This is a genomic window from Halalkalibacter kiskunsagensis (assembly GCF_037027555.1).
Lineage (GTDB): Bacteria > Bacillota > Bacilli > Bacillales > Bacillaceae_D > Halalkalibacter > Halalkalibacter kiskunsagensis.
Genome location: NZ_JAXBLX010000035.1, coordinates 25,116 through 48,566, shown reverse-complemented (window position 1 = coordinate 48,566; position 23,451 = coordinate 25,116). Strand labels below are relative to the sequence as shown.

Genomic DNA, 23,451 nt, shown 5'->3' with positions numbered 1-23,451 from the left:
AAATTCTTCACTATATTTAGCCATAAAAATACACCCCAGAAGTCAGATTGTAACTCTAACTTTTGGGGTGCAGATCAAAACCAACCTTTTCAGTGGCCTCAAAAATTGACCTTTTTTAGTAGCCTCTTTAACTCAAGTTTTTTTGAGTTACTGGAAGTTTCCTTGAAATTTTATCAGAAAGTGACTGGTAAGCTTCTAATAAAGTTGGAGAGTCATTTATTAGAAGGGGAGGCTGTTCATCTATTTGTGTATAACATATAGGAATTTGAGCTAAAAGTTCAGTGTTTAAATTGGTTGCTAGTGCTTGGCCGCCATCTTTCCCGAATAAAAAGTACTTTTCTGTACCAAGAGAAGGTGTGAAATACGACATGTTTTCGACAACACCTAAAATCGTATGATTTGTCTCTTTCGCCATCAATCCAGCACGTTCTGCAACATGAACGGCATTTGGGTGAGGGGTAGTAACGATGATTTCATTTAAATTAGGTAATTTATTATGCAAATCCAGAGAGATATCACCTGTTCCTGGAGGCATATCAAGAATAGCGTAATCAACTTTCCCCCAAATGACTTCGTCCAAAAAGTGATCTACCATTTTACCGGCCATTGGACCACGCCATATGATCGGATCATTTCCCTTTGTTAAAAAACCCATCGACATTACCTTGATGTTTTCGTAACCAACGGGAATGATTTTGTTATTCATTGTCTTTGGTTTTGAGGTTATGTTTAAAATTTTAGGGACACTATTTCCGTAAACATCAAGATCTATAAGGGCTACTTCCTTTCCTGAATTCGCTAAAGTAAGGGCAAGGTTAATCGCAACTGTCGATTTCCCGACACCACCTTTCCCGCTAGTGACTGCTATTACATTTCCATTTAACATTTTGTTCACTCCTTTACTAGTAGATTACTGAATTTCATTCTAAAAGACTGTGATAATGATCACTCTTTTGTTCGTAAAAAAAAATAAGACTGAAATGAAGTCAGTCTTATTTTGGATTACATTCTACAAATTTCTAATGGACAATTTTCGCAATGACAAATGTCTTTTAATGCTTTAAGATTATTGATAACAAGATAGCCCTTATCTTGGCTTAGAATTTCTTTGTCTCGTAAGTCTGAAAGCATGCGATTTACACTTTCTCTTGTTGCACCGATATATTCTCCTAATTCACCGTTTTTTACTTTCTTTGTAATACGGATTTCATCTTCGAACGTCTTTCCATAAGAATTTGCCATTCGAATCAATGTTGAACAAAGGGCACCAAGCTTGCCGTGAAACGTTAGATCTCGGAGCTTTGATTGCGTGGTCTGGTTTAACAAAGACGTCCATTTCAAGAATTCAACAGCTATTTCTCCGTGTTGCCATAAAAGGATCTCTAAATCCTGTTGTTGAATGACACTAATCACACAATCAGATAATGCTATTGCATTGTAGCTATAATTGATTGGCATAAAGCTGCTTAGTTCTCCAAATAAATCACCGGAACCATACATATTTAGAATATAATCTTTGCCGTCTGCAGTACCTTTTACTATTTTTACATTGCCTTCTATTATATAAAAAAGCTTATCAGCGGCATAGCCTTCCCAAAATAAGTACGTACCAGCGTCAACTTTTTGTTCATACATAATTTCTGTTAAAGCAGTTAATGTTTTTTCCGAAAGGTGAAATGTATTTTGATGAGTAGTTCGCTCCAAATTTAGTGTTGCCATGTAAAAAACCTCCTACCAAATGATTAATAACTTCATTATAAGTGAAATGAAAAATGCAAAGTGTGATAAAAATCACACTTGCTTGAAAGTTGGTGTGTCCCTTTTAGGTCATAACAGTGACGGGCTTAACAGTTTTCAGCAGGTTTTTCGTTTTAAGCTTTTCTCACCCTTCCGTATACGAACGAAAGAAGTTGGTTCTCGTTTTTTTTATGCGCAGATGATGTTGTTCATTAAACTTTCACAATGATTTTTTCTAATGTGACGAACCTCACAGTTTAACTGAGGAAGAAAACTTACAATAAACTTATCAAATTAAGAGTCACAAATAAGGAGTGGCAAAATGAGTCAGATTGAAAAATCATTTTATTCGAAAGCAAGTATGTATTCATTCGTTATTGTTATGGTCCTGATTTTCTTAATGTGGGTAGGCACGGGGCAATTCTCACATGTAGATATGATGTTGTTTGGCTACTTAATCGCTTCATTTGTTTTTGCGATTGGAATGACCGTTCGATTATGTGCATGGGCAGTTAGACCAGCAACGCACCAAGTGCTTAAAAGAAGTTTTCGAAATATGAAGAAGAAGAAAAGAGTAAAACGAAATTGGAAAGCCGTAGCAAAAACGGCCTTTGATAACATCATACTTCAGAAGTTCATTTTTAAACGTGGTATTTATAGAGGAATTATGCATTGGTTGATTGCTTGGGGCTGTATTGGCTCATTTGCAATTACCTTTGGTTTAACATTTGGCTGGATGCACTTTAAACTTATTGATCCGGAAACATATCAGATGGTTGTGATGGGAATTCCGACTATTACGATGGCAGCAAATGGATTATTTGCTGAACTAGTGTACAACGGTTTAAACATCACAGCGATGATGGTGTTAATTGGTGTGACCATGGCACTTATTAGACGCTCTAGAAACCAAGATGTGAAAGTAACCCAACGAGTTGAATTTGATCTATTTCCATTATATATCCTACTTTGGGTAACGGTATCTGGATTGATACTTACGGTTTCTTATAAATTTTTAGGTGGCTGGATGCACAACTATTTAGCACTCATTCACCAAATAACAGTTGTTATTTTCTTAGTGTATTTCCCATTTGGTAAGCTGTTCCACCTTCCAGTAAGACCATTAACAACAGCTGTGCCTATGAATTATCAAGAAGTGGTTGGTATTGATACGAGGGAGTGTAAGTCATGTCAAGCACCATACAGTAATGATGATCAAATAGAAGATGTAAAAGAAATTCTTGGAGCACAAAGTTTTGACTTGCAACTAGCGGACGGTTCGTATTTAGCTGATTATTGTCCGAGTTGCAGAAGAAGAATTCGTGTGATGAAGCAGTTAAACATTCAATCAAACTTACCTTCTCCCAATGGACCGATTCAAACGAATAATGGCATTCATATCCCAGGATTCGGGCAAAAGCGAGAAGATTCTTATTACGAGAAAACGGGGGACAAATAAATGAGTGAATTTCTTGTCAAAGAGGGAGTAAAGAACTTACAAAAGCCTGGTGAAAAACTAGTGACCACGCATTGCTGCTATTGTGGCATGCAATGCGGAATGCATATTAGAGTGAATGAAAAGTCTGGAAAGGTCGTAGGGGTTGAACCACGTTATGATTGGCCGGTTACACTCGGAAAAATGTGTCCTAAAGGGGTTACGGCATATCAGACAGTTAATCATAAAGAACGTATCTTAAAGCCGTTAATAAAAAAGAATGGGAAATTTGTTGAGTCTAGTTGGGAAGAAGCCTATGACTTAATTGAGAAAAATTTCAAGAGACTTCAAAAAGACCATGGGAAAGATTCTGTTGGTGTATTTGGTGGAGTATCTATGACAAATGAAAAATGTTACTTAGTTGGTAAATACGCTCGTGTTGGAATCGGGACGAGATTCCTAGATTATAATGGTCGCTTCTGTATGTCCTCTGCGGCCGGTGGACTAATGAAAACTCTTGGAGTTGACCGTGGATCTAGTTTACCATTACCCGAATTTGAGCATACCGACTGCTTATTTATGGCCGGTTCTAACACAGCTGAATGTCATCCAACGATGATCCAATGGTTGTGGAAGGCAAAGGATAAAGGAGCGAAGTTAATCGTTGCCGATCCAAGAGAAACACCAACAGCACGAGTCGCCGATGTTCACCTAGATTTAAAACCAGGGTCTGATTCAGCGTTAGCAAACGGGATCATGCATTTACTCGTTAAAGAAGGCTATGTTGATGAAGAGTATGTAAATGAAAGATGCAATAACTATGAGGAATTAAAAGCGATGGTTATGAAATTTACTCCTGAATATACAGAATCCATCACAGGAGTTTCGAAAGAAAAAATCATTAAGGCAGCCCATATTTACGGAAGATCTCCTAAATCAATTGTAACGTTCTGTCGTGGGATTGAACAACAAAACAAAGGGGTAGACAACGTAACACTTTACACATCAATGGCGTTACTTCGAGGTCAAATCGGAAAATTTGCTGCTGGTGTTGCAACGATAACAGGACAAGGAAATGGCCAAGGGGGTCGAGAGCATGGACAAAAGGCGGATGCCCTACCTGGTTACCGAAAAATTGATAACCCAGAGCATGTCAAATATGTAGCGAGTGTGTGGGGAATTAAACCTGAGGAAATGCCGAAAGCAGGCGTTTCTGCATATGAAATGTTCCATGAAATTCAAAAGGAGAATATCCGCGGAATGCATATTATGTGTAGCAATCCTGCGGTATCTGCGCCGAATCTTGAATACATTTGGAGTGGATTAAAAAAGCTGGATTTCTTAGTAGTAAGTGATTTCTTTTTATCTGAAACAGCCGAATTTGCTGATGTCGTTCTACCAACAACAACTTGGGCAGAAGATGAAGGAACCACAACCAATTTAGAAGGTCGCGTCATCCGGGTACGAAAAGTAACAGAGCCAGTAGGAGAATCAAAAACAGACTGGCAAATCATGTGTGATATCGCCAAGAGAATGGGAAAAGAACAATTCTTTACCTACGACAACCCAAAACAAATTTTTGAAGAATTAAGAATTGCTTCAAAAGGTGGGAAAGCAGATTATCACGGGATTACATGGGAACGAATTGATAAAGAAGATGGTGTATTCTGGCCTTGTCCATCCGAAGATCACCCAGGTACACCAACTATGTTTAAAGAGAAGTTTGGAACAGAGGATGGAAAAGCGAACTTGGCTGCTGTTGATTGGGCAGAGCCTGCTGAGGTGCCAACGAAGGATTATCCTCACATTTTAACAACAGGCCGAGTTGTCTTTCATTATTTATCAGGTACACAAACGAGACGTGTTGACTTTTTAATGCAGCAATGTCCTCTGCCATATATTGAGATCCATCCTGAACTTGCAAGTCAATACAATATTTCAAACAAAGATAAGGTGTTGATCACAAGTCCACGTTCGAATATGACCGTTGAGGCCCGAATTACAAAAGCCATTCGTAAAGACACGGTATTTATTCCTTATCACTGGGGCAAGGAGCTAGCTGCGAACAAATTAACGAATCCTGCATTAGATCCAGTTTCAAGAATGCCGGAATTTAAAGTCGCAGCCGTGAAACTCGAAAAAGTATAAATCAAAGCTTACTGGAGGAACTTCCTATGAATAAAATTATGTACCTAGAATTTGAACGTTGTATCGGCTGCCGCGCATGTCAAGCGGCATGCCGAGAGTGTGGAGATCATGATGCAAAAGAACGGAATTATGTAGAATATATTGATTTTACTGAGAGCAGACAGACTTTTCCGATGATGTGTATGCAGTGTAAAGACCCAGCTTGTGCGCGAGTCTGTCCGGCTAATGCTATTCAAATTACGGAAGAAGGAGTTGTATTATCAGCGATGGACGAAAAATGTATCGGCTGTCGTAACTGTACATTTGCCTGTCCGTTTGGTATCCCTAAGTTTGATTTTGAAGAAAACAAAATGTATAAATGCGACATGTGTTACGACCGTTCAAAATATGATATTGCTCCAATGTGTGCATCGGTTTGTCCGAGTGAAGCGATTCGCTTTATTGATTTTGAAGAGATGCAGTCACTAAGGAGACGTCGTACGCAAATGAACTTAATTGATGGTAAGAAACCAAGTGAAAATGATAAATGGAAATATGTACCGGAATTTTTTGGAGTGTATTCAGACTAGTAGGAGGAATTATCATGACTGAGAAAACGAAATGCAAACGTGAGAAACATCAAAGCAAAGATGACATGATGAACTTAACGGGGAACATTAGCCGTTTTGATGACTTAAAGTTTAATAGAAGAGCTTTCTTAAAAACGGCAGTTGGAGCAACTGTAGCTCTTGGGCTCACAACATTACCATTTTCCGTAAAGGCACTGTTTGGTGATTTTGAAGAGGAAAGAGAGCTTGTTGAAATTGCCAAGCTAGATTCAGTACCTAAAGGTTCATCAATCACATTTAATTATCCAACTGAAAATGACCCAGCCCTTCTAGTTCATACAAAAGCAGGGGAGCTAAAAGCGTATAATAGTGCCTGTACTCATTTAATGTGTCCGGTATTTTATGAGCAAGAAAGTGAAGTGTTGTTATGTCCGTGTCATCAAGGATATTTTGATTTAAATAATGGCCATCCGATTGCAGGACCACCTCAGCGCGAATTACCTTTAATTGATATTGAAGTTCAAAACGGGACTGTCTATGCAGTTGGAAGGAAGATTCGACATGGCTAAAAAGATCTGTTGGGCTATTATTTTCATAACCTTAGCAATCAATGTTGTGATGTTACAGTGGACCATTGAAGCATATCTTGGATTAGAATTTGAACTCGTTTTTCGAAATACCATTATTGCCTTACTATCCTCGGTAGTAGCCTTTATTACATTTTTACTTTGGAGAAAATGGGAGTATAGCTAATAAAACAAGGGCGACTTCTATAAGTCCTCCTTGTTTTTTTCATTTAATCACAAGTAAGTTCTCTATTTTTCGTTAACGATTAATAAAAAAGGTAACATTACTCACAGACTTAAGAAACGAAATAACTTATAGTAAATGATAGTTATTTGGTTAACGAGGAGAGCTTGTAGAAGACATAATAATTTCATCTCCCCAAAAAATCGCAACATTTCGTTAAATCAAATGCTTAAATAGGAAGGAGTACAACGATGAAAAGAACTGATTTACCTCTTGTGTATTCATGCTCTGGATGTTCCTCGGCCGCACAAACCGCTAACATGATTGCGATAAAAATGGATCGAGAAAACGTTGCTGAAATGTCGTGTATTGCTGGTGTTGGTGGGGATGTCAAACCACTTGTCAGAACAGCGAAATCCGGTCGAGAGATCATTGCAATTGACGGTTGTCTCTTATCCTGTTGCAAGAGTTCTTTAGCTAGGCATGACATTCAACCTAAGCACCATTTTGTCCTGTCTGACTTTGAGGTACCAAAGATTAAAGGTGAAGATCCCAACCCTGACCTTTATATGAATGCTTACAAAAAGATTTTGGACCTTACAACCAATCATTCTTAGTAACAGGGAACACGTAAAACGTGTTCCTTTTTATTTTAATAACTTTCCAATCTTTCTTCCCTTTGCTCATCTATTTTATTTAAATGTCCCTTTTCGTAATGGTGACTTAGATCACCTTGTTACTCGATAAAAAATGATACCGTTAATGTAGAAATGGGGGAACCTCTTTCTAGCTTAAATGTCTTCTATTTATTCTAAGGGGGAGGAATCGTTAATGAGAATCAATAAACAGCTTTCTTTGCTGTTGGGTAGGAAGGAGCGTTTCATATCTGAATTAACAACACTTGTTAAACGAGGGGTGTTAGTTTCAAATGTGCTACCTGTTTTTATTGGATTTTGGTTAGCACTGCATTTTTCCAATGATTCTTTTATGAACCATGGAAATGTATTTTTTTTAACGATGATAGGAAGTACATTCGTAATTGCAGGTGCTCTTATCCTTAATAACTGGTACGATGTTGATATAGATCGATTAATGGAAAGAACGAAAAAACGTCCAACTGTAACGGGTACGATTCCTCTTCATGTTGTTTTGTCAATGGGGATTATCTTGACGGTACTTGGTTTTATCCTTTTGCTTTTTACAACTGTGGAAGCGACCATTTATGCATTTGTCGGGTGGTTCACCTATGTTGTTCTGTATACAATGTGGTCAAAACGAAGATATACGCTAAATACGGTTATTGGAAGCGTTTCTGGAGCTATTACCCCTTTAATTGGCTGGGCTGCTATCCAGCCAGCTTCACATATCGTTCCAATTGTCTTGTTTTTACTCATCTTTATTTGGCAAATGCCACATACGTTTGCGATCGCGATACGGAAATGTGAAGAATATAAAGCGGCAGGAGTTGCGATGCTTCCCGTTGTACATGGATTGAATGTGACGAAGCGGCAAATCGTTGTCTATGTTGCTTGCTTGTTGCCATTGCCCTTTTATTTAATGTCACTTGGAACAACTTTTATTGTGATTACAACCTTATTAAACGTAGCTTGGTTCGTTTTAAGTCTATACGGCTTTTTTACGAAAAATGAATTAAAATGGGCCCGTATCATGTTCTTGTGTTCTGTGAATTATTTAATGATCCTATTTTTCTTGATGATGATTGTTACTTTGCCAATATTTAGCCAACCGAAATAATAGATGCCCCGGAGGATTTACAATTTGATTGTAAACTTCCGGGGCCACTTTTTGTATTTTCCTCAAGTTGTCTATTTCTTTTTTCTACCTTACAGATAGTCGTTCACTATTTAGCCACACTCTAAGTGATTCAACTCACCACCTTAAGAGGCGTTATTAAATAAGATATGAGTAAGAAGATAAGGAGGTTGATAATCTATGGAAGCTAAAAAGAATAAGCAGGAGGCTATCAAAGATCATGGTACACGCGTAGGCACCTGGTTTTCCTTAGGAGTAGTAGCAGCAGTCATTCTCGGAACGTATGTATTAATGTTTTCGGTATATTTAGCTAGAGTATAGGGGGGAGTACGATGAAATTTCATCTCGATGAAAAAATATGGCTTATTGTAAGCTTTGGTATGATTATAGGATTCATGCTTTTTACAGGTTATCAAACATTTGTCTTAGGAATGGGACCACCAAGTCACATGGAAACGATCGATCCACAAAAGGTCGATGAGACAGCACCATTTGATAATCCAGGTGTGAAACAAATTGGTGAAAACGAATATGAAGTTGTTATGACACTGGAAATTTTCAGGTTTAATCCAAATAACATTGAAATTCCTGCTGGATCGACTGTACATTTTACGATGACTTCAAAAGATGTTGTCCACGGGTTCCAAGTTGCTGGAACAAACTTAAATGCAATGGTAACGCCAGGACATATCCAAAAAATATCACAGACGTTTAATGAACCAGGTGAATATCTAGTCGTATGTAATGAATACTGCGGCATTGGTCACCAACATATGGCTACAACAATTACGGTGAAATAAAAGGGGGGACCAAAAGTGGAAACAGCTATAAAAAAATCTTTTAACGAAAAATCGAATAAAGTGCTCGGAATAAGTCCAGAAGATGCCATCATATCAAAATCCTATTTACTTGTAGCATTCGCAGCACTTCTTATTGGTGGAGTATTAGGTTTGTTGCAAGGGTTAAACCGAGCAGGTCTTCTGGAACTACCATCCTGGTTTACTTATTATCAAGTGTTAACAGCACATGGTTTATTATTAGTTCTTGTGTTAACTGCGTTCTTTACGGTTGGTTATTTCTATGCAGCACTCTCTCATACGCTAGGAGGGCTTCTTCCTAAAGTAAGAAAGCTAGCATGGGTCGGTTTTGGACTGAAAATGATCGGGTTCGTGTTAGCGGTTGTCCCGATCCTAATGAATGAAGCATCTGTTTTATATACATTTTATCCACCTATGGCAGCACATCCTGTATTTTATATTGGTTTAGTATTTATTGTATTGGGTGTATGGATGTGTGCATTCGGAGCATTTATTCAAGTTGCGAATTGGAGAAAGAATAATAAAGGAAAGCACGTTCCAATTCTTGCTTACTTTGCTACAGGTGTATTTGTACTACTGTTTTTCGGGAGCATTCCTGTAACGATAGAAGTGTTAATGATCATTCCATGGGCGATTGGTTGGGTCGAGACGATCAATGTGATGCTTGCCCGGACACTATTTTGGGCTTTTGGACACACACTAGTAAATATATGGTATTTAACAGCCGTGTCTGCATGGTACGTTGTTGTCCCCAAAGTAATCGGTGGAAGACGGTTTAGTGATACATTAACTCGTGTCGTTATAATGTTACTTGTAATTATGAATATTCCGGGAGGGTTCCACCATCAAATTATTGACCCTGGAATTACAGAGCATGTTAAATTTTTACACGTGTTTATGAGCTTAGCGATCGGTTTTCCTTCGTTAATGACTGCGTACGCGATGTTTTCTGTGTTTGAGAAAACGGCCAAGAAGAAAGGTGGAAAAGGAGTCGTCAGTTGGTTTAAAAAATTGCCATGGGGCGATGTTCGGTTCTTAGCACCGATGATTGCAATGATTGCCTTTATTCCTGGTGGCGCAGGTGGGATTGTTCAAAGTACAAACCAATTAAACCAAGTCGTTCACAATACGATGTGGGTTGTCGGGCATTTCCATTTAACTGTAGGAACAAGCGTTATTTTAACGTTCTTCGGAATCAGTTACTGGTTAGTCCCTTATTTATCAAAGCGGGTGTTGACACCTAAAATGAATAAATTGGGAGTTATCCAAACATTGATTTGGACAGTAGGTATGGCACTCATGGCAGTTGCGATGCATTGGGTTGGAATACTAGGTTCACCTCGTAGAACTTCCTATACAACTTATTTTGATAATGCAACGGCATTAAGTTGGGATCCATATTTGATGTTTTTAGCTGTTGGAGGAACTTTACTAATGGTCGGGGTTATTCTTCAAGTCTATGCAGTTGTCCATCTCATGTTCTTTGCACCAAAAGGAGAAACAGAATTTCCTATCGCTGAGGTGGAAGTAAATGCTGCGAAAACACCTTATTGGACAGAGCGTTGGGGACGTGTGATCATCATTATGCTAGTCGTAATTGCCATCGGGTACGTGATCCCATTGTGGGAAATTATCGGGAATGCACCTCCAGGATCACCACCATTTAAAACGTGGTAATCGTGCGGTCAAGCTTATGGGGGGTGTCATATGAAAAGCGGGTGGAATTCCCGTCAACACATAGCTACACTCAATCATAGCGAGTCTTTGAGGTGTCGGGTAACCGACACCTTTATACATAGAAAGATATATTCAGCGAGGAAGGAGAGCCAAGGATGATAGATAACAGCAGTTGCAGTTTTTTTATATAAAGGATTCTTAAGTTTTTAGACCAACAATTAGATGGAACAAAATAATAACAAAAAGTAAGACTAAAGAACCGATAAAAAAAAGATATGAGGGTGTCACAGTCAACATACCTGAAAGGAAGGAACCAACTATTACACCGAAAGAAAAACAGGCGTAAAATAGCCCAAAGGCTTTCCCGCGTTTCGTTTCTCCAGAAGACTCCACTACAGTTGCGCTTGTAGATGGGAAGATGAAAGCAAACCCGATCCCATAGATGACCATCGTCAATAACAAATGCGCGAACGTGACTGACAACGATAAACCAATTAAAGCTAGAGAAGTGATTATTAGCCCTAACGTCATTATTCGAGTTCTTTTCCATTTATCAAAGAGAGAATTAGTAGGAAGGATAAAGATTAGAATCGCAACCATTCCAAATACGCTTAATAAAGGCCCTGTTAGTTCAGTATTCAATTGAAGTTCGTTTACTTTTAAAGGCAAGGCGAATGTTAGTATCCCTAGCGTGAATAATAACAAAAAGATAGAAAGATATGAGTAGAGAAGTGGTTTTGTTATGGAAAAGGGTTCATGGTTATTTTGACTGTTCACGCCATGGTCATCACCCCCTTTTTCTAAGGGAAGATCTTTTACAAAAATGATAGCTAATAAGGCAAAACCTATCATTAGGAAAGTAACCAAATAAAACAAAGAATCATAACCGAACCTTCCACTAATAATTGCTCCAAGTGCTGGTCCTGCAATTGCAGCAACCCCAACAGAAGCCCCTGAAAAAGCCATCAACTTGCTTTTTGATTGATCTGTCTTTATCGATCCTAAAAACGTAAAAGCAGCAGGTACAATCAACCCGCCAGCTATACCATGTATAAAGCGAACATATACTAACTGGTGTGGGGTGGTAACCATTGAATAGAAGAAAAGTACCACCCCAACAGATATCATTCCTACACAAAGTATTATTTTGGGTCCAATTCGATCGATCCAATATCCAGATACGATATTCCCGATAATATTTGAAAACGAATAAACACCAATAATAATTCCTATTTCGAATGGACTGGCTCCCAAACTAATAGAAAAAGGAGCGATAATTGGAAGCTGTGAAAAAGTATCTATAAATGCCACTACAATAATTATGTAAATTAATATCAATAACGTCACCCCATTTTGACTGATCATACAAATTACTAGTTGTGATTGAAACGTAATTGAATGACAACTTACATTGATTAAAACAATTATTATTTTGATAAGCAATAGATCAAATGTATTTTTTGGAATTTGGACAATTAAGGGTAAGGTAGTTATGTACCTAGAGCTATTACAGGGAAAGAATTAGAATTATGACATTCAACAAAAAGATGTAACTTGGAAGTGAACAAAGCGTGGATTCCAACAGAAAATAGATGATTGAACTTTTAAAAATGAGGCAATTAGTAAAGCATCGGGTGAATTTGATCTTTTTTTGTTGGAAACGTATCATTAAGTACCATATTGTAGGATAACTAGCATATGAATAGCCAATTCTATATAGCAAGGCATTGTACGTTAAAGGGAGGATTTTCTGTGAGTGACAACACGTTAAGCAATCTTATTAGTCATGTACATTCAGATGACTTTCGTGAGATGTGTAAGGAATTCAAAATTAAAGTCGACTACTCTCCTAAAAGCATAAAACAACTAGAAAAAGAGTTACCCTTTTTATTTGATACTGTTGAAGATGATTTAAAACTTAAAGTATCAATCCTATTCGCTGTTTATTTTGGAGAAGTTTTGAAACACACGTTTGAAGGGATGGTAGAGTGGGGCTCTTATTATCCGGTTGAGCCAGAGAAAACGGAATTGAAAATAATGACTGGAGAATCTGAGGCAATCCTTCGTCCTGTATTAGCCATTAGAAACTTTATTTACAAGGGAGAGCCTTTGTCCAATTACGTAAACTCTGTTGAGAGTATAGTGAACTCCAGCGATAATGCTTAGAATCAACTAAAAAAAAGAAATTCCTCTTACCAATGATTATGATGCCATTATTGACGATGGTTCTTCTATCGTCCATCGATTTTAGATAAACAAGGTGATAAAAATTTAGTTTTTGTAATGGATGATGGAGGTGCTAACTCATAAGATGGTAAGTGAAGAAGAGGCAGAATCTAAAAGGATTCTGCCTTAGGATGGTGTACTAGACATGGATTCAACTTGCTGAGATTGAATACTAAAGTAAATAACTCCTCTTATTAAGGGAGTCCAAAAAGGGCATACTATGTTTATTATTTAAAGTTGGAGGGGTTATTCTTGAGCACAAAGGTAAATGCAGTATCCATTTTCGCCTTAGGTGGCTTGCATGAAATTGGGAAAAACATGTATGCAATCGAATGTTCAAACGATATTGTAATCATCGATTGTGGGAATAAGTTTCCAGATGAAAGTTTACTTGGGATTGATTTAATTATACCTGATATTACCTATTTACTTGAAAACAAAGAGAAAGTCAGAGCGTTAATTGTCACTCATGGACATGAAGATCATATCGGGGGCATCCCATTTTTCTTAAAAAAGATAAATGTACCCGTTTATGCAACGCGCTTTACATTAGGATTAATTGAATTAAAATTAAAAGAGCATAAAATTCTGAGGGAATCTGAATTGATTGAAATTAACGCCAACTCAACTGTAACGTTTGACGATATAAGTGTAGATTTCTTTAAAGTGACTCATAGTATTCCTGATTGCTTAGGAATGGTCTTTCACACACCAGAGGGGAATATCGTACATACCGGTGACTTTAAGTTTGATTTAACCCCAGCAAATAACGAGCATTCTGATATTCATAAAATGGCTGAAATCGGCAAAGAAGGAGTCTTGCTTCTATTATCTGAAAGTACCAATGCAGAACGGCCAGGTGCTACCCCTTCTGAACAAAGGGTAGGTGAACATGTTGACGAGGCATTCATGAGGGCAGAACGCAAAGTCATTCTCTCTACGTTTGCTTCAAATATTAGCCGTGTTCAGCAAGTTGTGGATGCTTGCCAAAAAACAAATCGAAAGCTAGCATTGCTTGGAAGAAGCATGGTGAATGTCGTTGCTGTTGCGATGGAACGTGGGTATTTAACTGTTCCTGAGGGGATGTTGATTGATCAAAATGAAATCAATGAATTGGCTCCGGAAAAGGTCGCGATTTTATGCACGGGGAGTCAAGGGGAACCAATGGCTGCTCTTGCACGTTTATCTACCGGAAACTTTCGAGGTGTCGAGATTTTAGCTGGAGACACAGTTATCTTTGCAGCTGGTCCTATTCCAGGAAATGAACGGAATGTCACAAGTATCGTAGACAACTTATTTTCACTTGGAGCAAGAGTGATTTATGGAACAGGAAGTTCATCAGGTATGCATGTTTCCGGCCATGGTTATCAAGAAGATTTAAAGCTAATGCTTACATTAATGAAACCAAAATATTTAATTCCGATTCACGGTGAATATCGAATGCTCCACCATCACCGCTTGTTAGCAGAATCTGTTGGAGTAAAGCAAGGAAACACGTTTATTATCAATAATGGCGATGTTGTCGATATTGAAAACGGAATTGCGCGCCAGACTCGGAAAGTGCCTGCAGGGAATACTTATGTAGACGGGGTAGGTGTTGGTGATGTTGGAGATCTTGTGTTACGAGATCGCAAACAACTCTCTGAAGATGGGATGCTCGTAATTGTGTTAACATTGAGCAAAACAGAAAAAAAATTGGTTTCTAGACCGGACGTTATTTCTCGTGGATTTGTGTATGTCAAAGAGTCAGAGGAGCTCCAAAGAGATGTGAATCGCCTGATTACCAAAAACGTGAACGAGCTACTAGAAGCGAATAAATATCAATGGAATGTCTTGAAACAAACGCTAAAAAAATCAGTAGGACAATATTTATTTTCACATACCAAGAAAAAGCCAATGATCCTTCCTATTATTATTGAAATTTAATATCAAAACCGTTTTTTAATGGAAAGGGCGCTAACCTAACAATGGATTAGCGCCAGTTTTTATTTGTGAAGTAGAAATTCCGGACTAGAAGCCTACAAAAGTTTTGACAAGATTGAATACATCTTTTTAAAACAATGCGATTCAGAACACACAACTGGTGACTGACTCTAAACAAAATAGCATGTAATAATAGGTTACGGTCAGGAATAAATCTACTATTAACCACAAATACCATCATGTTACTCACAAGCATTTAAGTTTGTTTCTAATGTTTTAATTGTTACTATAGAAATGAATCTTCAACAAGAAAGGACAAATTTAAATGTCGAATATACAAATACCTGTTTCGGTCTTAAATCTGGCCCCGATTCGTGAAGGGCAGGGGGCGAAAGAAGCCATCGATGCAATGGTCGATTTGGCGCAAGCGACTGAGAAAATGGGCTATGTACGATATTGGATAGCTGAGCACCATAATACGCCAACTCTAGTGAGTTCAGCTACTCCCATTTTAATCAAACATACATTGGAACATACAGAGCATATACGTGTTGGAGCTGGCGGAATTATGTTACCTAACCATTCTCCTTTAGTCGTAGCCGAACAATTTGGAACGATGGCAACGATCTATCCAAACCGGTTGGACTTAGGGTTAGGCCGGGCACCTGGAACTGATATGAAGACTGCAAGTGCACTAAGACGATCGCAAAATGATTCGGTCTATACATTTCCAGATGATGTGAATGCATTGTTGACGTATTTTGGACCCGAAGAGCTTCAAGGTTATACAAAGGCTTATCCAGGTGTGGGCACGAATATTCCGATTTATATCCTCGGTTCATCGACAGATTCAGCTGTTTTAGCAGCAAAGTTAGGCTTGCCATATGTATTTGCTTCTCATTTTGCCCCAAGATATATGGAGGAAGCAATGACTATTTATCGTAGTAAGTTCCAGCCATCTGAATACTTAGATGCTCCATTTATGACTGTCTGTCTGAATGTCATTGCAGCTGAAAGTGACGAGGAGGCAAAATTTGAATCAACAACGATGCAGCAATTTTTCTTGAATGTTGTACGTAACTCCAGAACGCCATTACGTCCTCCGGTTGAAAATATGGATCTCATTTGGAGTCAGCATGAGAAAGAAATAGCGACATCGATGTCTAGTGTGACTTTATTAGGAGGAAAAGATTCGATACGAGAACAGTTGACGCGCTTTCAAGAAAACTATAACGTTGACGAAATCATGGCCGTATCCTATATTTATGACCCTGACAAACAAAAAAGGTCTTATGAACTTTTAAAAGAAATAGTTGATGGCAAATGACGAATGAGTAGAAAAATAAAAACTATGTCTAAGTGAGGTTACTGAAATAAGGTGAAAATCGAGGCCACTGAAAAAGTCCATCGAGGAAGCGGCAATGGCTCGCACGTTGCGCGCCCGCGATTGAGAAACCCACTCATAGCCGGCTTTAAGGTGTGAGACACTTCTCACACCAATGGCAACGGCTACGCTCATTGCCCTTTGAAAATTAACCTTTTAGTAGCGGTCATAAGCAAAAATAACAGTAGGTATCGATTTTAAAAATAATAAACCTAAGAAAGACGCGGAGTTCTTCTGAATTCATGCGTTTTTTTGTTGTTAGAATAAGCAAGAACATGGTCCACTTAGGTCAGTAGTGAATTAATTTAGTTTGAAAATTTTTTTATCTGTTAGTTTAGAATCTTTGTTTATGCTAATCAACGCTTTTTCGTTTTTGCTATAAAGATACTACCAATCACAAGGATACCTGAAATTAGCCAAATTAGATAACGATTGTTGCCATGCTTTTTTGTTTCACCTTCAAATTCTACCTCTACTGACGGTGCTAAACCGTCACCGAGTACGTCTAAATCTTCTTTTGCATCTACTACTAGTGCTGTCCGAGAGCAAAGAGATACGTCATATCCATCTTCATTTTCCAAGGCATAAATTAAATATTCGCTGCCAACTTGAAATTCAAAGCCGCAACTTGCAGAATTTGTAGCAGTATATAAGATAATTTGTGAATCCTCTACTCCTTGCCATACTCTATCTACTTCAACTACTATAGCAAGCTCAAACAGTATTAAACGCAAAAAAACTTAGAGAATCTCTAAGCTTTTTACTGTTGTGTGCCCGGCATGTCTAACAGCTAGGTGGTGAAAGTCCATTACAAGCTTGGCGGTGGGAACTGTTAGCGAATGTCATCTCAATAGGGCATATAAAAGAGTCAAGAAGAACAAAGGAAAACCTGGGATAGATGGAATGACGGTAAATAAATTGCCACTATTTTAGCCAAAGAAAGTAGCCGTATACGGCTCCGTACGTACGGTGGTGTCAGAGGTCTGGGGTTAATTCCCTCTCCTACTCGATTACTGGGTCTTATTTGTAATCGATTTCGATTCCCGAAAATTTTCAATGTTCGCATCTGAAAATATTGAAATTGTACCTCTAGTACTTTTGTTATAGTGAAAGCAAGAATAGAGCCTAACCAAAAGGTGCCTGCAATTGGCAAGAAGGAATTTCATAATAATCTTAGCTTTTGCGGTAATGGTAGGGCTGATTTTGATAGCTGTATTTAAGCATATGAAAGGTATCAAGTAATTATATATTGAAACAGCATAGTCTAGAAATATGAAACGAAGGGGTATCAAATGTTAAAAAGATTAGTTGTTCTTCTTCTTGTTATCTTTTCACTGTCTTTTATTTTCATAATATTTATATATAAACCATTGGTAGAGGAAAAACCTAAAATAACAGTTGTTTTAAAAGATTTAAATTCAGAGTATTGGAGAATTGTTGAAGCTGGGTTAAGAGATGGATTCCAGGATTTTGGTATAGAGGGTAAAATTATTGCCCCCAATAACCTATCATTTTTAGAGCAGGTCGAATTGTTAGAAAGTATTCTTATAGAAAAACCCGATATATTAATTATATCCCCAATGTATCCAGATTATAGTATCCCTATTTTAGAAAGGTTTATCGAAAAAGATATTCCCGTTGTTTTATTAGATACAGACCATCAATGGGAGAATAAAACAACTTATATCGGTACTGATAATGTTGCTTTAGGTAGAATAGCAGGAACGCTACTCGGTTCGCAACTGCAGCCTGGAAGTGAAGTAGCCATAATAGGAGTAGATTTATATAGTCCGGATGCATCAGAACAGATTAAGGGAGCTAAACTAAGTCTAGAGGCTGTAGGAATCAAAATTGTTGCAGAAAAAGTAAATATATACTCCGAAACTATGATAGTTAAAAAAGAGATTGAAAGAATTTTAGAAAATCATCCTAAAGTTAAAGGGTTAATAGCTACCAATGACGAACTGGCATTAGCCGCTTTTGAGGTAATTGAAAAGTATGGGTTTAAATTGCCAATCATTGGAGCAGATGGAATGAACGATATGATTAAATTGATAGAAGAGGGAGAGTTACCTGGAACCGTAGCACAGAATCCTTATGATATGGGATATTTAAGCGTTGAAACCGTAAAGAAAGTGATAAATGGAGAGAATGTTGAAAAACATATTGATAGTGGAGTCGATATAATTATTAAAGGAAATGCGAAGCAGAGGTTAGAGTTCCAGAAAAGGTTATTGAAATGAAGTGGTCCAAATTTAACTCTTTCTTTAAATATTATTTGTTTATAAGTACAAACTAATGTTGAAATTACATAAATATCTCTAAACTGCTATCTGTTTGGACGCTTATCTATCTTGACACTTTGTTTGAGGGGGGAACAGTTTTTTTATTGTTTTGAATTAGCATATTAAAAGGAGCTTACAAATGAAGTCCTTAAAAATTGGTAATACTTTCATCTTTATGATTATTTTGGCAATTTTTATTACTGCTATCAGTATGAATGCGCTTATAGTTAGTGCAAGTCCGGAAAATGATTCCGTTGGTCTTTATTTAGAAAAATATCGTCCTCAATTTCATTTTTCTCCAGAAAGAAATTGGATGAATGACCCTAATGGTTTGGTTTTTTATAATGGAAAATATCATATGTTTTATCAATATAACCCTTATGGTAATAAATGGGGAAACATGAGTTGGGGGCATGCCATTAGCAAGGATCTTGTCCACTGGGAACATCTCCCTGTTGCCTTAAGACCTGATAAGCTTGGAATGATCTTTTCTGGAAGTGCTGTAGTAGACAAGCATAATACAAGCGGATTATTTAAAGAAAAGCCGGGTGGTCTGGTTGCCATATATACGAGCGCTGGAGAAACACAGCAACAAAGTTTAGCCTATAGTACAGATGATGGAGTGACATGGACAAAATATGAGGGAAATCCGGTTATTCCAAATCCGGGGATAGAAGATTTTAGAGATCCGAAGGTTATTTGGTATGAGAAGGAGAAAAAGTGGGTTATGCTTCTGGCAGCAGGCGACCATGTAAGGCTCTATTCTTCGAAAAACTTAATCGACTGGGAATATATGAGTAAGTTTGATGAAGGTGCCCATGGAGGGGTTTGGGAGTGTCCAGAACTATTTGAACTTCCAGTGAATGGAGATCCGAACAATACAAAATGGGTTTTGCAGGTTGATCTTAATCCTGGAGCTGTTGCAGGAGGCTCTGGGGGACAATATTTTATTGGAGAATTTGACGGTAAAACATTTATCAATGACAATCCTCCTGATGAAATTCGTTGGGTAGATTATGGAAAAGACTTTTACGCAACCCAAACATGGTTTAATACAAATAATCGGAAAATTTGGATTGGCTGGATGAACAATTGGGAATATGCTGAATTCATTCCAACTCATCCATGGAGAGGTGCCATGTCTCTTCCTAGAGAATTAACATTAAAAACAATACCAGGAGAAGGAATTAAGCTGATTCAAGATCCGGTTATTGAATTGCAGGCAATTAGGCAAAGACCAAATGAATGGAAAGATCAAAGGATAATACCTGGACAAAATATTCTTTCTGATATGAACAGTAACACCATTGAAATTAGAGCTGAATTTGAAATAGGATCTGCAACCGAGTTTGGATTTAAAGTAAGAAAAGGGAAAAGTGAAGAAACGATTATCGGGTATAATACAGATCGCAACCAGCTGTTTGTGGACAGAACGAATTCTGGAGAAGATCAATTTCATGAACAATTTGCCGGCAAGCACACAGCGCCGCTTCATCCTGTAGATAATCGAATAAAATTACACATTTTTGTGGATCATTCATCTGTTGAAGTGTTCGGAAATACGGGTGAGAGAGTAATTACAGATCGAATTTTCCCAGAGCCTTCAAGTAAAGGTGTAGAATTATATGTTGAAAATGGAGATGTACAGTTACTTTCTTTAACAGTCAACGAGTTGGACTCCATCTGGCAAAAATAATTGGCGGCAAGAATCATGAATAGAAAAATTATCATGGCCTTGAAGCTTTTTAGATATAATGAAAGCCATAAAATTTCTAATAATGACAAAAAATTTTATGGCTTTTGCATTGGAACTCTTAAAAATTATTATTTATTTAGATTCATTATCGATATAATCTGCTGTACGAATTGACAAGGCGACAGTGGTAAGTGTAGGGTTTACTCCGCTAGAAGGTAAGAGGCTGTTGTCTGCTACAAAGAGTCCAGGAACGTTATGGATTTGACCATATCGATTGGTTGCAGAAGTCAAGGGGTTATCACCCATGCGACAGGTTCCACCTGAATGGAAAGTTGATCCAGGCGGGTTCATGCAAATATCCGGCTTTCCATTTATCCGCTCGATAGGCGACTTCATTATTTCAGAAACCTGCTCTATCGCTGCCCCCATTTGATTAATGACCTCTTTATCTTTTTCACTATAGGAGAAATGAACCTGAATTTCCGGAAACCCATATTTATCTTTCCTGTTAGGATCTAGATAGATTCTATTTTCAAAACGTGATTCAACTTTTCCATATCCACTTAAACCTATCATCAATTCGTCCTCTAAGGATGGTTCTTCTTCATAAGGCTGCCTCCAAAAGTAATCTCCATGAATTCCGAATGGCCCTCCAATTTGAATTTGGTAAGGACGTTGTTTCGTTTGGGGAACGATAATACCTAAAGGTCCTAAAGTTTCTGGATATTCTCTGCGATTTATTTTTCCGGCAGCTCCTACATTAGAAGAGTCGACCAGATAATGACCGATTGCTCTTCCTTGAATTCCTGAATTTAACAAAATTTTGGTGGTTTCAAAAGTACCTGCTGACAAAACAACGTGTTTGGCTTTAATAAAATATTGTTTCTTATCTGGTGACATGACTTTTACACCAGAAGCCTTACCATTTTCTACAAGGACTTGAACAGCATTAGCGTTCGCAGCTAAATCATAGGTTTTACGATTAAGGGCATAGGCCAGAAAAGAAATTGAACTCCAATTGACATTTGAATTGATTACCCCATATTTTGTAGGTTGCAGGTCAACAGCGACGGGGAAGTTTATCACATCATAATAGCTGCTATTGGTAAGGCGTTGAAGAAGGATCGATTGAATAGAAGACTGCTTAAAGTATTCATCCGTAACATTCATGGATTGCTCGGCAGTCCTATAGTAGAATTCCATCTCCTTTTCTTGGATTGGAATTTCTAACATTTCTTGCAAAGGCATTCTTGGAGACACTAATCCCCAAACTAATGTTTTTCCCCCTAAAGCATTAAGTACCCTTGCACCAGGGAGCATAGGTAGAGATTTTCCTATTGGTTGGGAAACTGTTTCAAAATAATTGCTGAGGCGTTCACTATCCATAGTGGCTAAGTTCCGTGCATGTGTCTGCAGTAAAAGATCGCCTTTTTCAATGATACCGATTCTTTTATTGCTATTTCTCCATTTTTCACATAACCTACGGAGGACAGAGCCACCTCCAGCTCCAGTTCCAACAATAAGAACATCATAATCTACTTGCTCCATCTCTTCTAATGATGAAAGCGGAATCCAGTGATAAAGGTAGTTAGGTGATTGGGGAGGAGGACATGGTGGTAAATTGACTTGTTCTGTATACGGCCTTGTAGATGAAGGAAGTTTGATGGCTCTGCCGACTATATTCTTATCAGGACTTGGAATATCTGGATTATGAGAAATGACCTTAATGATGTCGACACCTACTTTTTTCGCAATGGTTCTGAGCGTATCTCCATCATCCGCAATATAGATCTTCATGATTTCACTCCCCTTTTATTGTAAATTCGTATAGATATTATTTAATATGAATAAATGATGTATTTTATGAAAGAACTAGAGCTCTTGCGTTATACTAACCTTTTTTTCTGAAGTTCAAATCTAGGAGTGCTAAGGATTACAAAATCTGAATCAATGGAAAAGTGTAATAATATCCTGGAAATGAACTAAATAACTGCTTACGATTATACAACAAGACTACTACTCGTAAACGGCAAGAAGTTTGATTCCAGACGAGCAAAAAGAAGTTCTTCTAGCAGCTGCTGAAGCATCAGTCGTTGCAGAACGTCAATCTTTATATGAGCAAGAAGAAGAAGGTAAACAACAAGCCATTGAAGATGGGGCAGAAATTAATGAAATTGACCGTGCTCCATTTATCGACATTGCAACGCCATTAAATGAAAAGCAGCACAAGATCTGGGGATTGAGGACTTGTTGAGAAAAATTAATGATCTAAATGAAGTACTTATAAAAATAATGAGTGGAGGGGCACGGACATGATGGTGTTCCTCCCTTTTTGTTAACAGTTACATTGTTCATCCTTGCTGCAAATCTTATGAACTCTGGTCAAATCTCGCAAAAATTAATTAACTTCTCGCTTGCGATTGTTGGTCGTAGGAATGATTTTGAAATAGTCACTTTAGAAAAAGCGCTTCAAGCTCAAACTGTATTAAACGCAAAAAGCTTAGAGAATCTCTAAGCTTTTTACTGATAGAACACACTGCTTGATCCGTCTTGTGAGCAAGTGTTTTGCGTTTTTGCATCTTACAAGTAAGACAGTTTGTGTTGAACTCTTTTATTGTTGTTGGTTTTGCTGTTGTTGAACTTGTTGTAATTGTTGGGTAGCTTGTTGTAATTCTTGTTGAACTTGTTGGAATTGCTGTTGTTGAGCAGGTTGAGAACTATTTTGAGCTTGTTGTAATTGTTGAGTCGCTTGCTGTAGTTGCTGTTGAGCTTGTTGAATTGCTTGTGGGTTAACTGATTGACTTGCTTGCTGTACTGCTTGTTGCGCTTGTTGGATTGCTTGCTGAGCTTGTTGAACAGTTTGTTGTGTTTGCTGTACCGCTTGCTGAGCTTGTTGAACAGATTGTTGATTTTGTTGGTTTTGTTGCATGTGAAATCCCCCTAAAAGTGTTTATGAATTTTTGTTGCCTTTCATATAGTTCCAATTGATTTAAAAGTCATACTTAAATTTTAAAGAATTAAAAAATAATGACCCCAACTGGGTAAGATGTT

23 protein-coding genes are annotated in these 23,451 nt (G+C 37.8%); 17 read left to right on the top strand and 6 right to left on the bottom strand.

Going from position 1 to position 23,451, the window contains the following annotated elements:
- Positions 1–127: 127 nt before the first annotated feature.
- Together SLH51_RS17990 and SLH51_RS17985 are read right to left on the bottom strand one after the other, a co-directional pair.
- Positions 128–886, bottom strand: coding sequence for an Mrp/NBP35 family ATP-binding protein (locus SLH51_RS17990; protein WP_335962835.1), 759 nt, complete (start codon positions 884–886; stop codon positions 128–130).
- 116 nt (positions 887–1,002) lie between these two features.
- Positions 1,003–1,719 carry a Crp/Fnr family transcriptional regulator gene (locus tag SLH51_RS17985; RefSeq protein WP_335962834.1) on the bottom strand — a complete coding sequence of 239 codons (717 nt, stop codon included), beginning with the start codon at positions 1,717–1,719 and terminating at the stop codon, positions 1,003–1,005.
- Between the two features lie 340 nt (positions 1,720–2,059).
- Here SLH51_RS17985 and SLH51_RS17980 point away from each other — a divergent pair, with 340 nt between their 5' ends.
- From SLH51_RS17980 to SLH51_RS17935, 10 genes are all read left to right on the top strand, one after another.
- Positions 2,060–3,196, top strand: coding sequence for an MFS transporter (locus tag SLH51_RS17980; protein ID WP_335962833.1), 1,137 nt, complete (start codon positions 2,060–2,062; stop codon positions 3,194–3,196).
- Positions 3,197–5,320, top strand: coding sequence for a formate dehydrogenase subunit alpha (gene fdhF, locus SLH51_RS17975; protein WP_335962832.1), 2,124 nt, complete (start codon positions 3,197–3,199; stop codon positions 5,318–5,320).
- A 26-nt stretch (positions 5,321–5,346) separates the two neighbouring features.
- Complete coding sequence (locus tag SLH51_RS17970; RefSeq protein ID WP_335962830.1) at positions 5,347–5,889, top strand: 4Fe-4S dicluster domain-containing protein; 543 nt, start codon at positions 5,347–5,349, stop codon at positions 5,887–5,889.
- 14 nt (positions 5,890–5,903) lie between these two features.
- Positions 5,904–6,437 carry a QcrA and Rieske domain-containing protein gene (locus tag SLH51_RS17965; RefSeq protein WP_335962828.1) on the top strand — a complete coding sequence of 178 codons (534 nt, stop codon included), beginning with the start codon at positions 5,904–5,906 and terminating at the stop codon, positions 6,435–6,437.
- Entirely contained in the window at positions 6,430–6,621 is a 192-nt protein-coding gene (locus SLH51_RS17960) for a hypothetical protein (protein WP_335962826.1), read from the top strand. The genes SLH51_RS17965 and SLH51_RS17960 overlap by 8 nt, the downstream gene beginning before the upstream one ends.
- A 248-nt stretch (positions 6,622–6,869) precedes the next feature.
- Positions 6,870–7,235, top strand: a complete 366-nt coding sequence (locus tag SLH51_RS17955; RefSeq protein ID WP_335962824.1) for a putative zinc-binding protein — start codon at positions 6,870–6,872, stop codon at positions 7,233–7,235.
- A 214-nt stretch (positions 7,236–7,449) separates the two neighbouring features.
- On the top strand, positions 7,450–8,373 hold the full coding sequence (gene cyoE / locus SLH51_RS17950; RefSeq protein ID WP_390183946.1) for a heme o synthase: 924 nt from the start codon (positions 7,450–7,452) through the stop codon (positions 8,371–8,373).
- 198 nt (positions 8,374–8,571) lie between these two features.
- Positions 8,572–8,712 carry a hypothetical protein gene (locus SLH51_RS17945; protein WP_335962821.1) on the top strand — a complete coding sequence of 47 codons (141 nt, stop codon included), beginning with the start codon at positions 8,572–8,574 and terminating at the stop codon, positions 8,710–8,712.
- An 11-nt stretch (positions 8,713–8,723) separates the two neighbouring features.
- The gene (locus SLH51_RS17940; RefSeq protein WP_335962820.1) at positions 8,724–9,191 is read left to right on the top strand and encodes a cytochrome c oxidase subunit II; all 468 of its coding nucleotides are present in this window, start codon (positions 8,724–8,726) and stop codon (positions 9,189–9,191) included.
- 15 nt (positions 9,192–9,206) lie between these two features.
- Complete coding sequence (locus tag SLH51_RS17935) at positions 9,207–10,886, top strand: cbb3-type cytochrome c oxidase subunit I (protein ID WP_335962819.1); 1,680 nt, start codon at positions 9,207–9,209, stop codon at positions 10,884–10,886.
- 198 nt (positions 10,887–11,084) lie between these two features.
- On the opposite strand, the gene SLH51_RS17930 is transcribed toward SLH51_RS17935, so the two are convergent.
- Positions 11,085–12,224 (bottom strand): MFS transporter, encoded by a 1,140-nt coding sequence (locus SLH51_RS17930; protein WP_335962817.1) that lies wholly within the window; start codon positions 12,222–12,224, stop codon positions 11,085–11,087.
- A 414-nt stretch (positions 12,225–12,638) separates the two neighbouring features.
- Here SLH51_RS17930 and SLH51_RS17925 point away from each other — a divergent pair, with 414 nt between their 5' ends.
- The 3 genes from SLH51_RS17925 (at position 12,639) to SLH51_RS17915 (ending at position 16,362) form a co-directional block, all read left to right on the top strand.
- Complete coding sequence (locus SLH51_RS17925) at positions 12,639–13,052, top strand: hypothetical protein (protein ID WP_335962815.1); 414 nt, start codon at positions 12,639–12,641, stop codon at positions 13,050–13,052.
- 312 nt (positions 13,053–13,364) lie between these two features.
- Positions 13,365–15,038 (top strand): ribonuclease J, encoded by a 1,674-nt coding sequence (locus SLH51_RS17920; RefSeq protein ID WP_335962813.1) that lies wholly within the window; start codon positions 13,365–13,367, stop codon positions 15,036–15,038.
- A 322-nt stretch (positions 15,039–15,360) separates the two neighbouring features.
- On the top strand, positions 15,361–16,362 hold the full coding sequence (locus tag SLH51_RS17915; RefSeq protein ID WP_335962811.1) for an LLM class flavin-dependent oxidoreductase: 1,002 nt from the start codon (positions 15,361–15,363) through the stop codon (positions 16,360–16,362).
- A 413-nt stretch (positions 16,363–16,775) separates the two neighbouring features.
- Here the strand turns inward: SLH51_RS17915 and SLH51_RS17910 are convergent, their stop codons facing one another.
- Positions 16,776–17,153: a hypothetical protein gene (locus SLH51_RS17910; RefSeq protein ID WP_335962809.1), complete on the bottom strand. Its 378-nt coding sequence runs from the start codon at positions 17,151–17,153 to the stop codon at positions 16,776–16,778.
- 558 nt (positions 17,154–17,711) lie between these two features.
- Between SLH51_RS17910 and SLH51_RS17905 the strand changes: the two genes are divergently transcribed.
- Together SLH51_RS17905 and SLH51_RS17900 are read left to right on the top strand one after the other, a co-directional pair.
- Entirely contained in the window at positions 17,712–18,662 is a 951-nt protein-coding gene (locus SLH51_RS17905; RefSeq protein ID WP_335962807.1) for a sugar ABC transporter substrate-binding protein, read from the top strand.
- A 181-nt stretch (positions 18,663–18,843) separates the two neighbouring features.
- Complete coding sequence (locus SLH51_RS17900) at positions 18,844–20,400, top strand: glycoside hydrolase family 32 protein (RefSeq protein WP_335962805.1); 1,557 nt, start codon at positions 18,844–18,846, stop codon at positions 20,398–20,400.
- 132 nt (positions 20,401–20,532) lie between these two features.
- Here SLH51_RS17900 and SLH51_RS17895 read toward each other — a convergent pair whose 3' ends face one another.
- A complete protein-coding gene (locus tag SLH51_RS17895) occupies positions 20,533–22,197 on the bottom strand; it encodes a GMC family oxidoreductase (RefSeq protein WP_335962803.1) in 1,665 nt (554 codons plus the stop codon).
- Positions 22,198–22,438: 241 nt separating this feature from the next.
- Between SLH51_RS17895 and SLH51_RS17890 the strand changes: the two genes are divergently transcribed.
- Both SLH51_RS17890 and SLH51_RS17885 read left to right on the top strand, forming a co-directional pair.
- Complete coding sequence (locus SLH51_RS17890) at positions 22,439–22,654, top strand: hypothetical protein (protein WP_335962801.1); 216 nt, start codon at positions 22,439–22,441, stop codon at positions 22,652–22,654.
- Positions 22,655–22,732: 78 nt separating this feature from the next.
- The gene (locus tag SLH51_RS17885) at positions 22,733–22,915 is read left to right on the top strand and encodes a hypothetical protein (RefSeq protein WP_335962799.1); all 183 of its coding nucleotides are present in this window, start codon (positions 22,733–22,735) and stop codon (positions 22,913–22,915) included.
- Positions 22,916–23,011: 96 nt separating this feature from the next.
- Here the strand turns inward: SLH51_RS17885 and SLH51_RS17880 are convergent, their stop codons facing one another.
- On the bottom strand, positions 23,012–23,329 hold the full coding sequence (locus SLH51_RS17880) for a hypothetical protein (protein ID WP_335962797.1): 318 nt from the start codon (positions 23,327–23,329) through the stop codon (positions 23,012–23,014).
- Positions 23,330–23,451: the final 122 nt, after the last annotated feature.

Coding starts and splice junctions, on each gene's coding strand:
- SLH51_RS17990 (WP_335962835.1), bottom strand. CDS start 886: ATGTTAAATGGAAATGTAATAGCAGTCACTAGCGGGAAAGGTGGTGTC.
- SLH51_RS17985 (WP_335962834.1), bottom strand. CDS start 1,719: ATGGCAACACTAAATTTGGAGCGAACTACTCATCAAAATACATTTCAC.
- SLH51_RS17980 (WP_335962833.1), top strand. CDS start 2,060: ATGAGTCAGATTGAAAAATCATTTTATTCGAAAGCAAGTATGTATTCA.
- fdhF (WP_335962832.1), top strand. CDS start 3,197: ATGAGTGAATTTCTTGTCAAAGAGGGAGTAAAGAACTTACAAAAGCCT.
- SLH51_RS17970 (WP_335962830.1), top strand. CDS start 5,347: ATGAATAAAATTATGTACCTAGAATTTGAACGTTGTATCGGCTGCCGC.
- SLH51_RS17965 (WP_335962828.1), top strand. CDS start 5,904: ATGACTGAGAAAACGAAATGCAAACGTGAGAAACATCAAAGCAAAGAT.
- SLH51_RS17960 (WP_335962826.1), top strand. CDS start 6,430: ATGGCTAAAAAGATCTGTTGGGCTATTATTTTCATAACCTTAGCAATC.
- SLH51_RS17955 (WP_335962824.1), top strand. CDS start 6,870: ATGAAAAGAACTGATTTACCTCTTGTGTATTCATGCTCTGGATGTTCC.
- cyoE (WP_390183946.1), top strand. CDS start 7,450: ATGAGAATCAATAAACAGCTTTCTTTGCTGTTGGGTAGGAAGGAGCGT.
- SLH51_RS17945 (WP_335962821.1), top strand. CDS start 8,572: ATGGAAGCTAAAAAGAATAAGCAGGAGGCTATCAAAGATCATGGTACA.
- SLH51_RS17940 (WP_335962820.1), top strand. CDS start 8,724: ATGAAATTTCATCTCGATGAAAAAATATGGCTTATTGTAAGCTTTGGT.
- SLH51_RS17915 (WP_335962811.1), top strand. CDS start 15,361: ATGTCGAATATACAAATACCTGTTTCGGTCTTAAATCTGGCCCCGATT.
- SLH51_RS17905 (WP_335962807.1), top strand. CDS start 17,712: ATGTTAAAAAGATTAGTTGTTCTTCTTCTTGTTATCTTTTCACTGTCT.
- SLH51_RS17900 (WP_335962805.1), top strand. CDS start 18,844: ATGAAGTCCTTAAAAATTGGTAATACTTTCATCTTTATGATTATTTTG.
- SLH51_RS17895 (WP_335962803.1), bottom strand. CDS start 22,197: ATGAAGATCTATATTGCGGATGATGGAGATACGCTCAGAACCATTGCG.
- SLH51_RS17880 (WP_335962797.1), bottom strand. CDS start 23,329: ATGCAACAAAACCAACAAAATCAACAATCTGTTCAACAAGCTCAGCAA.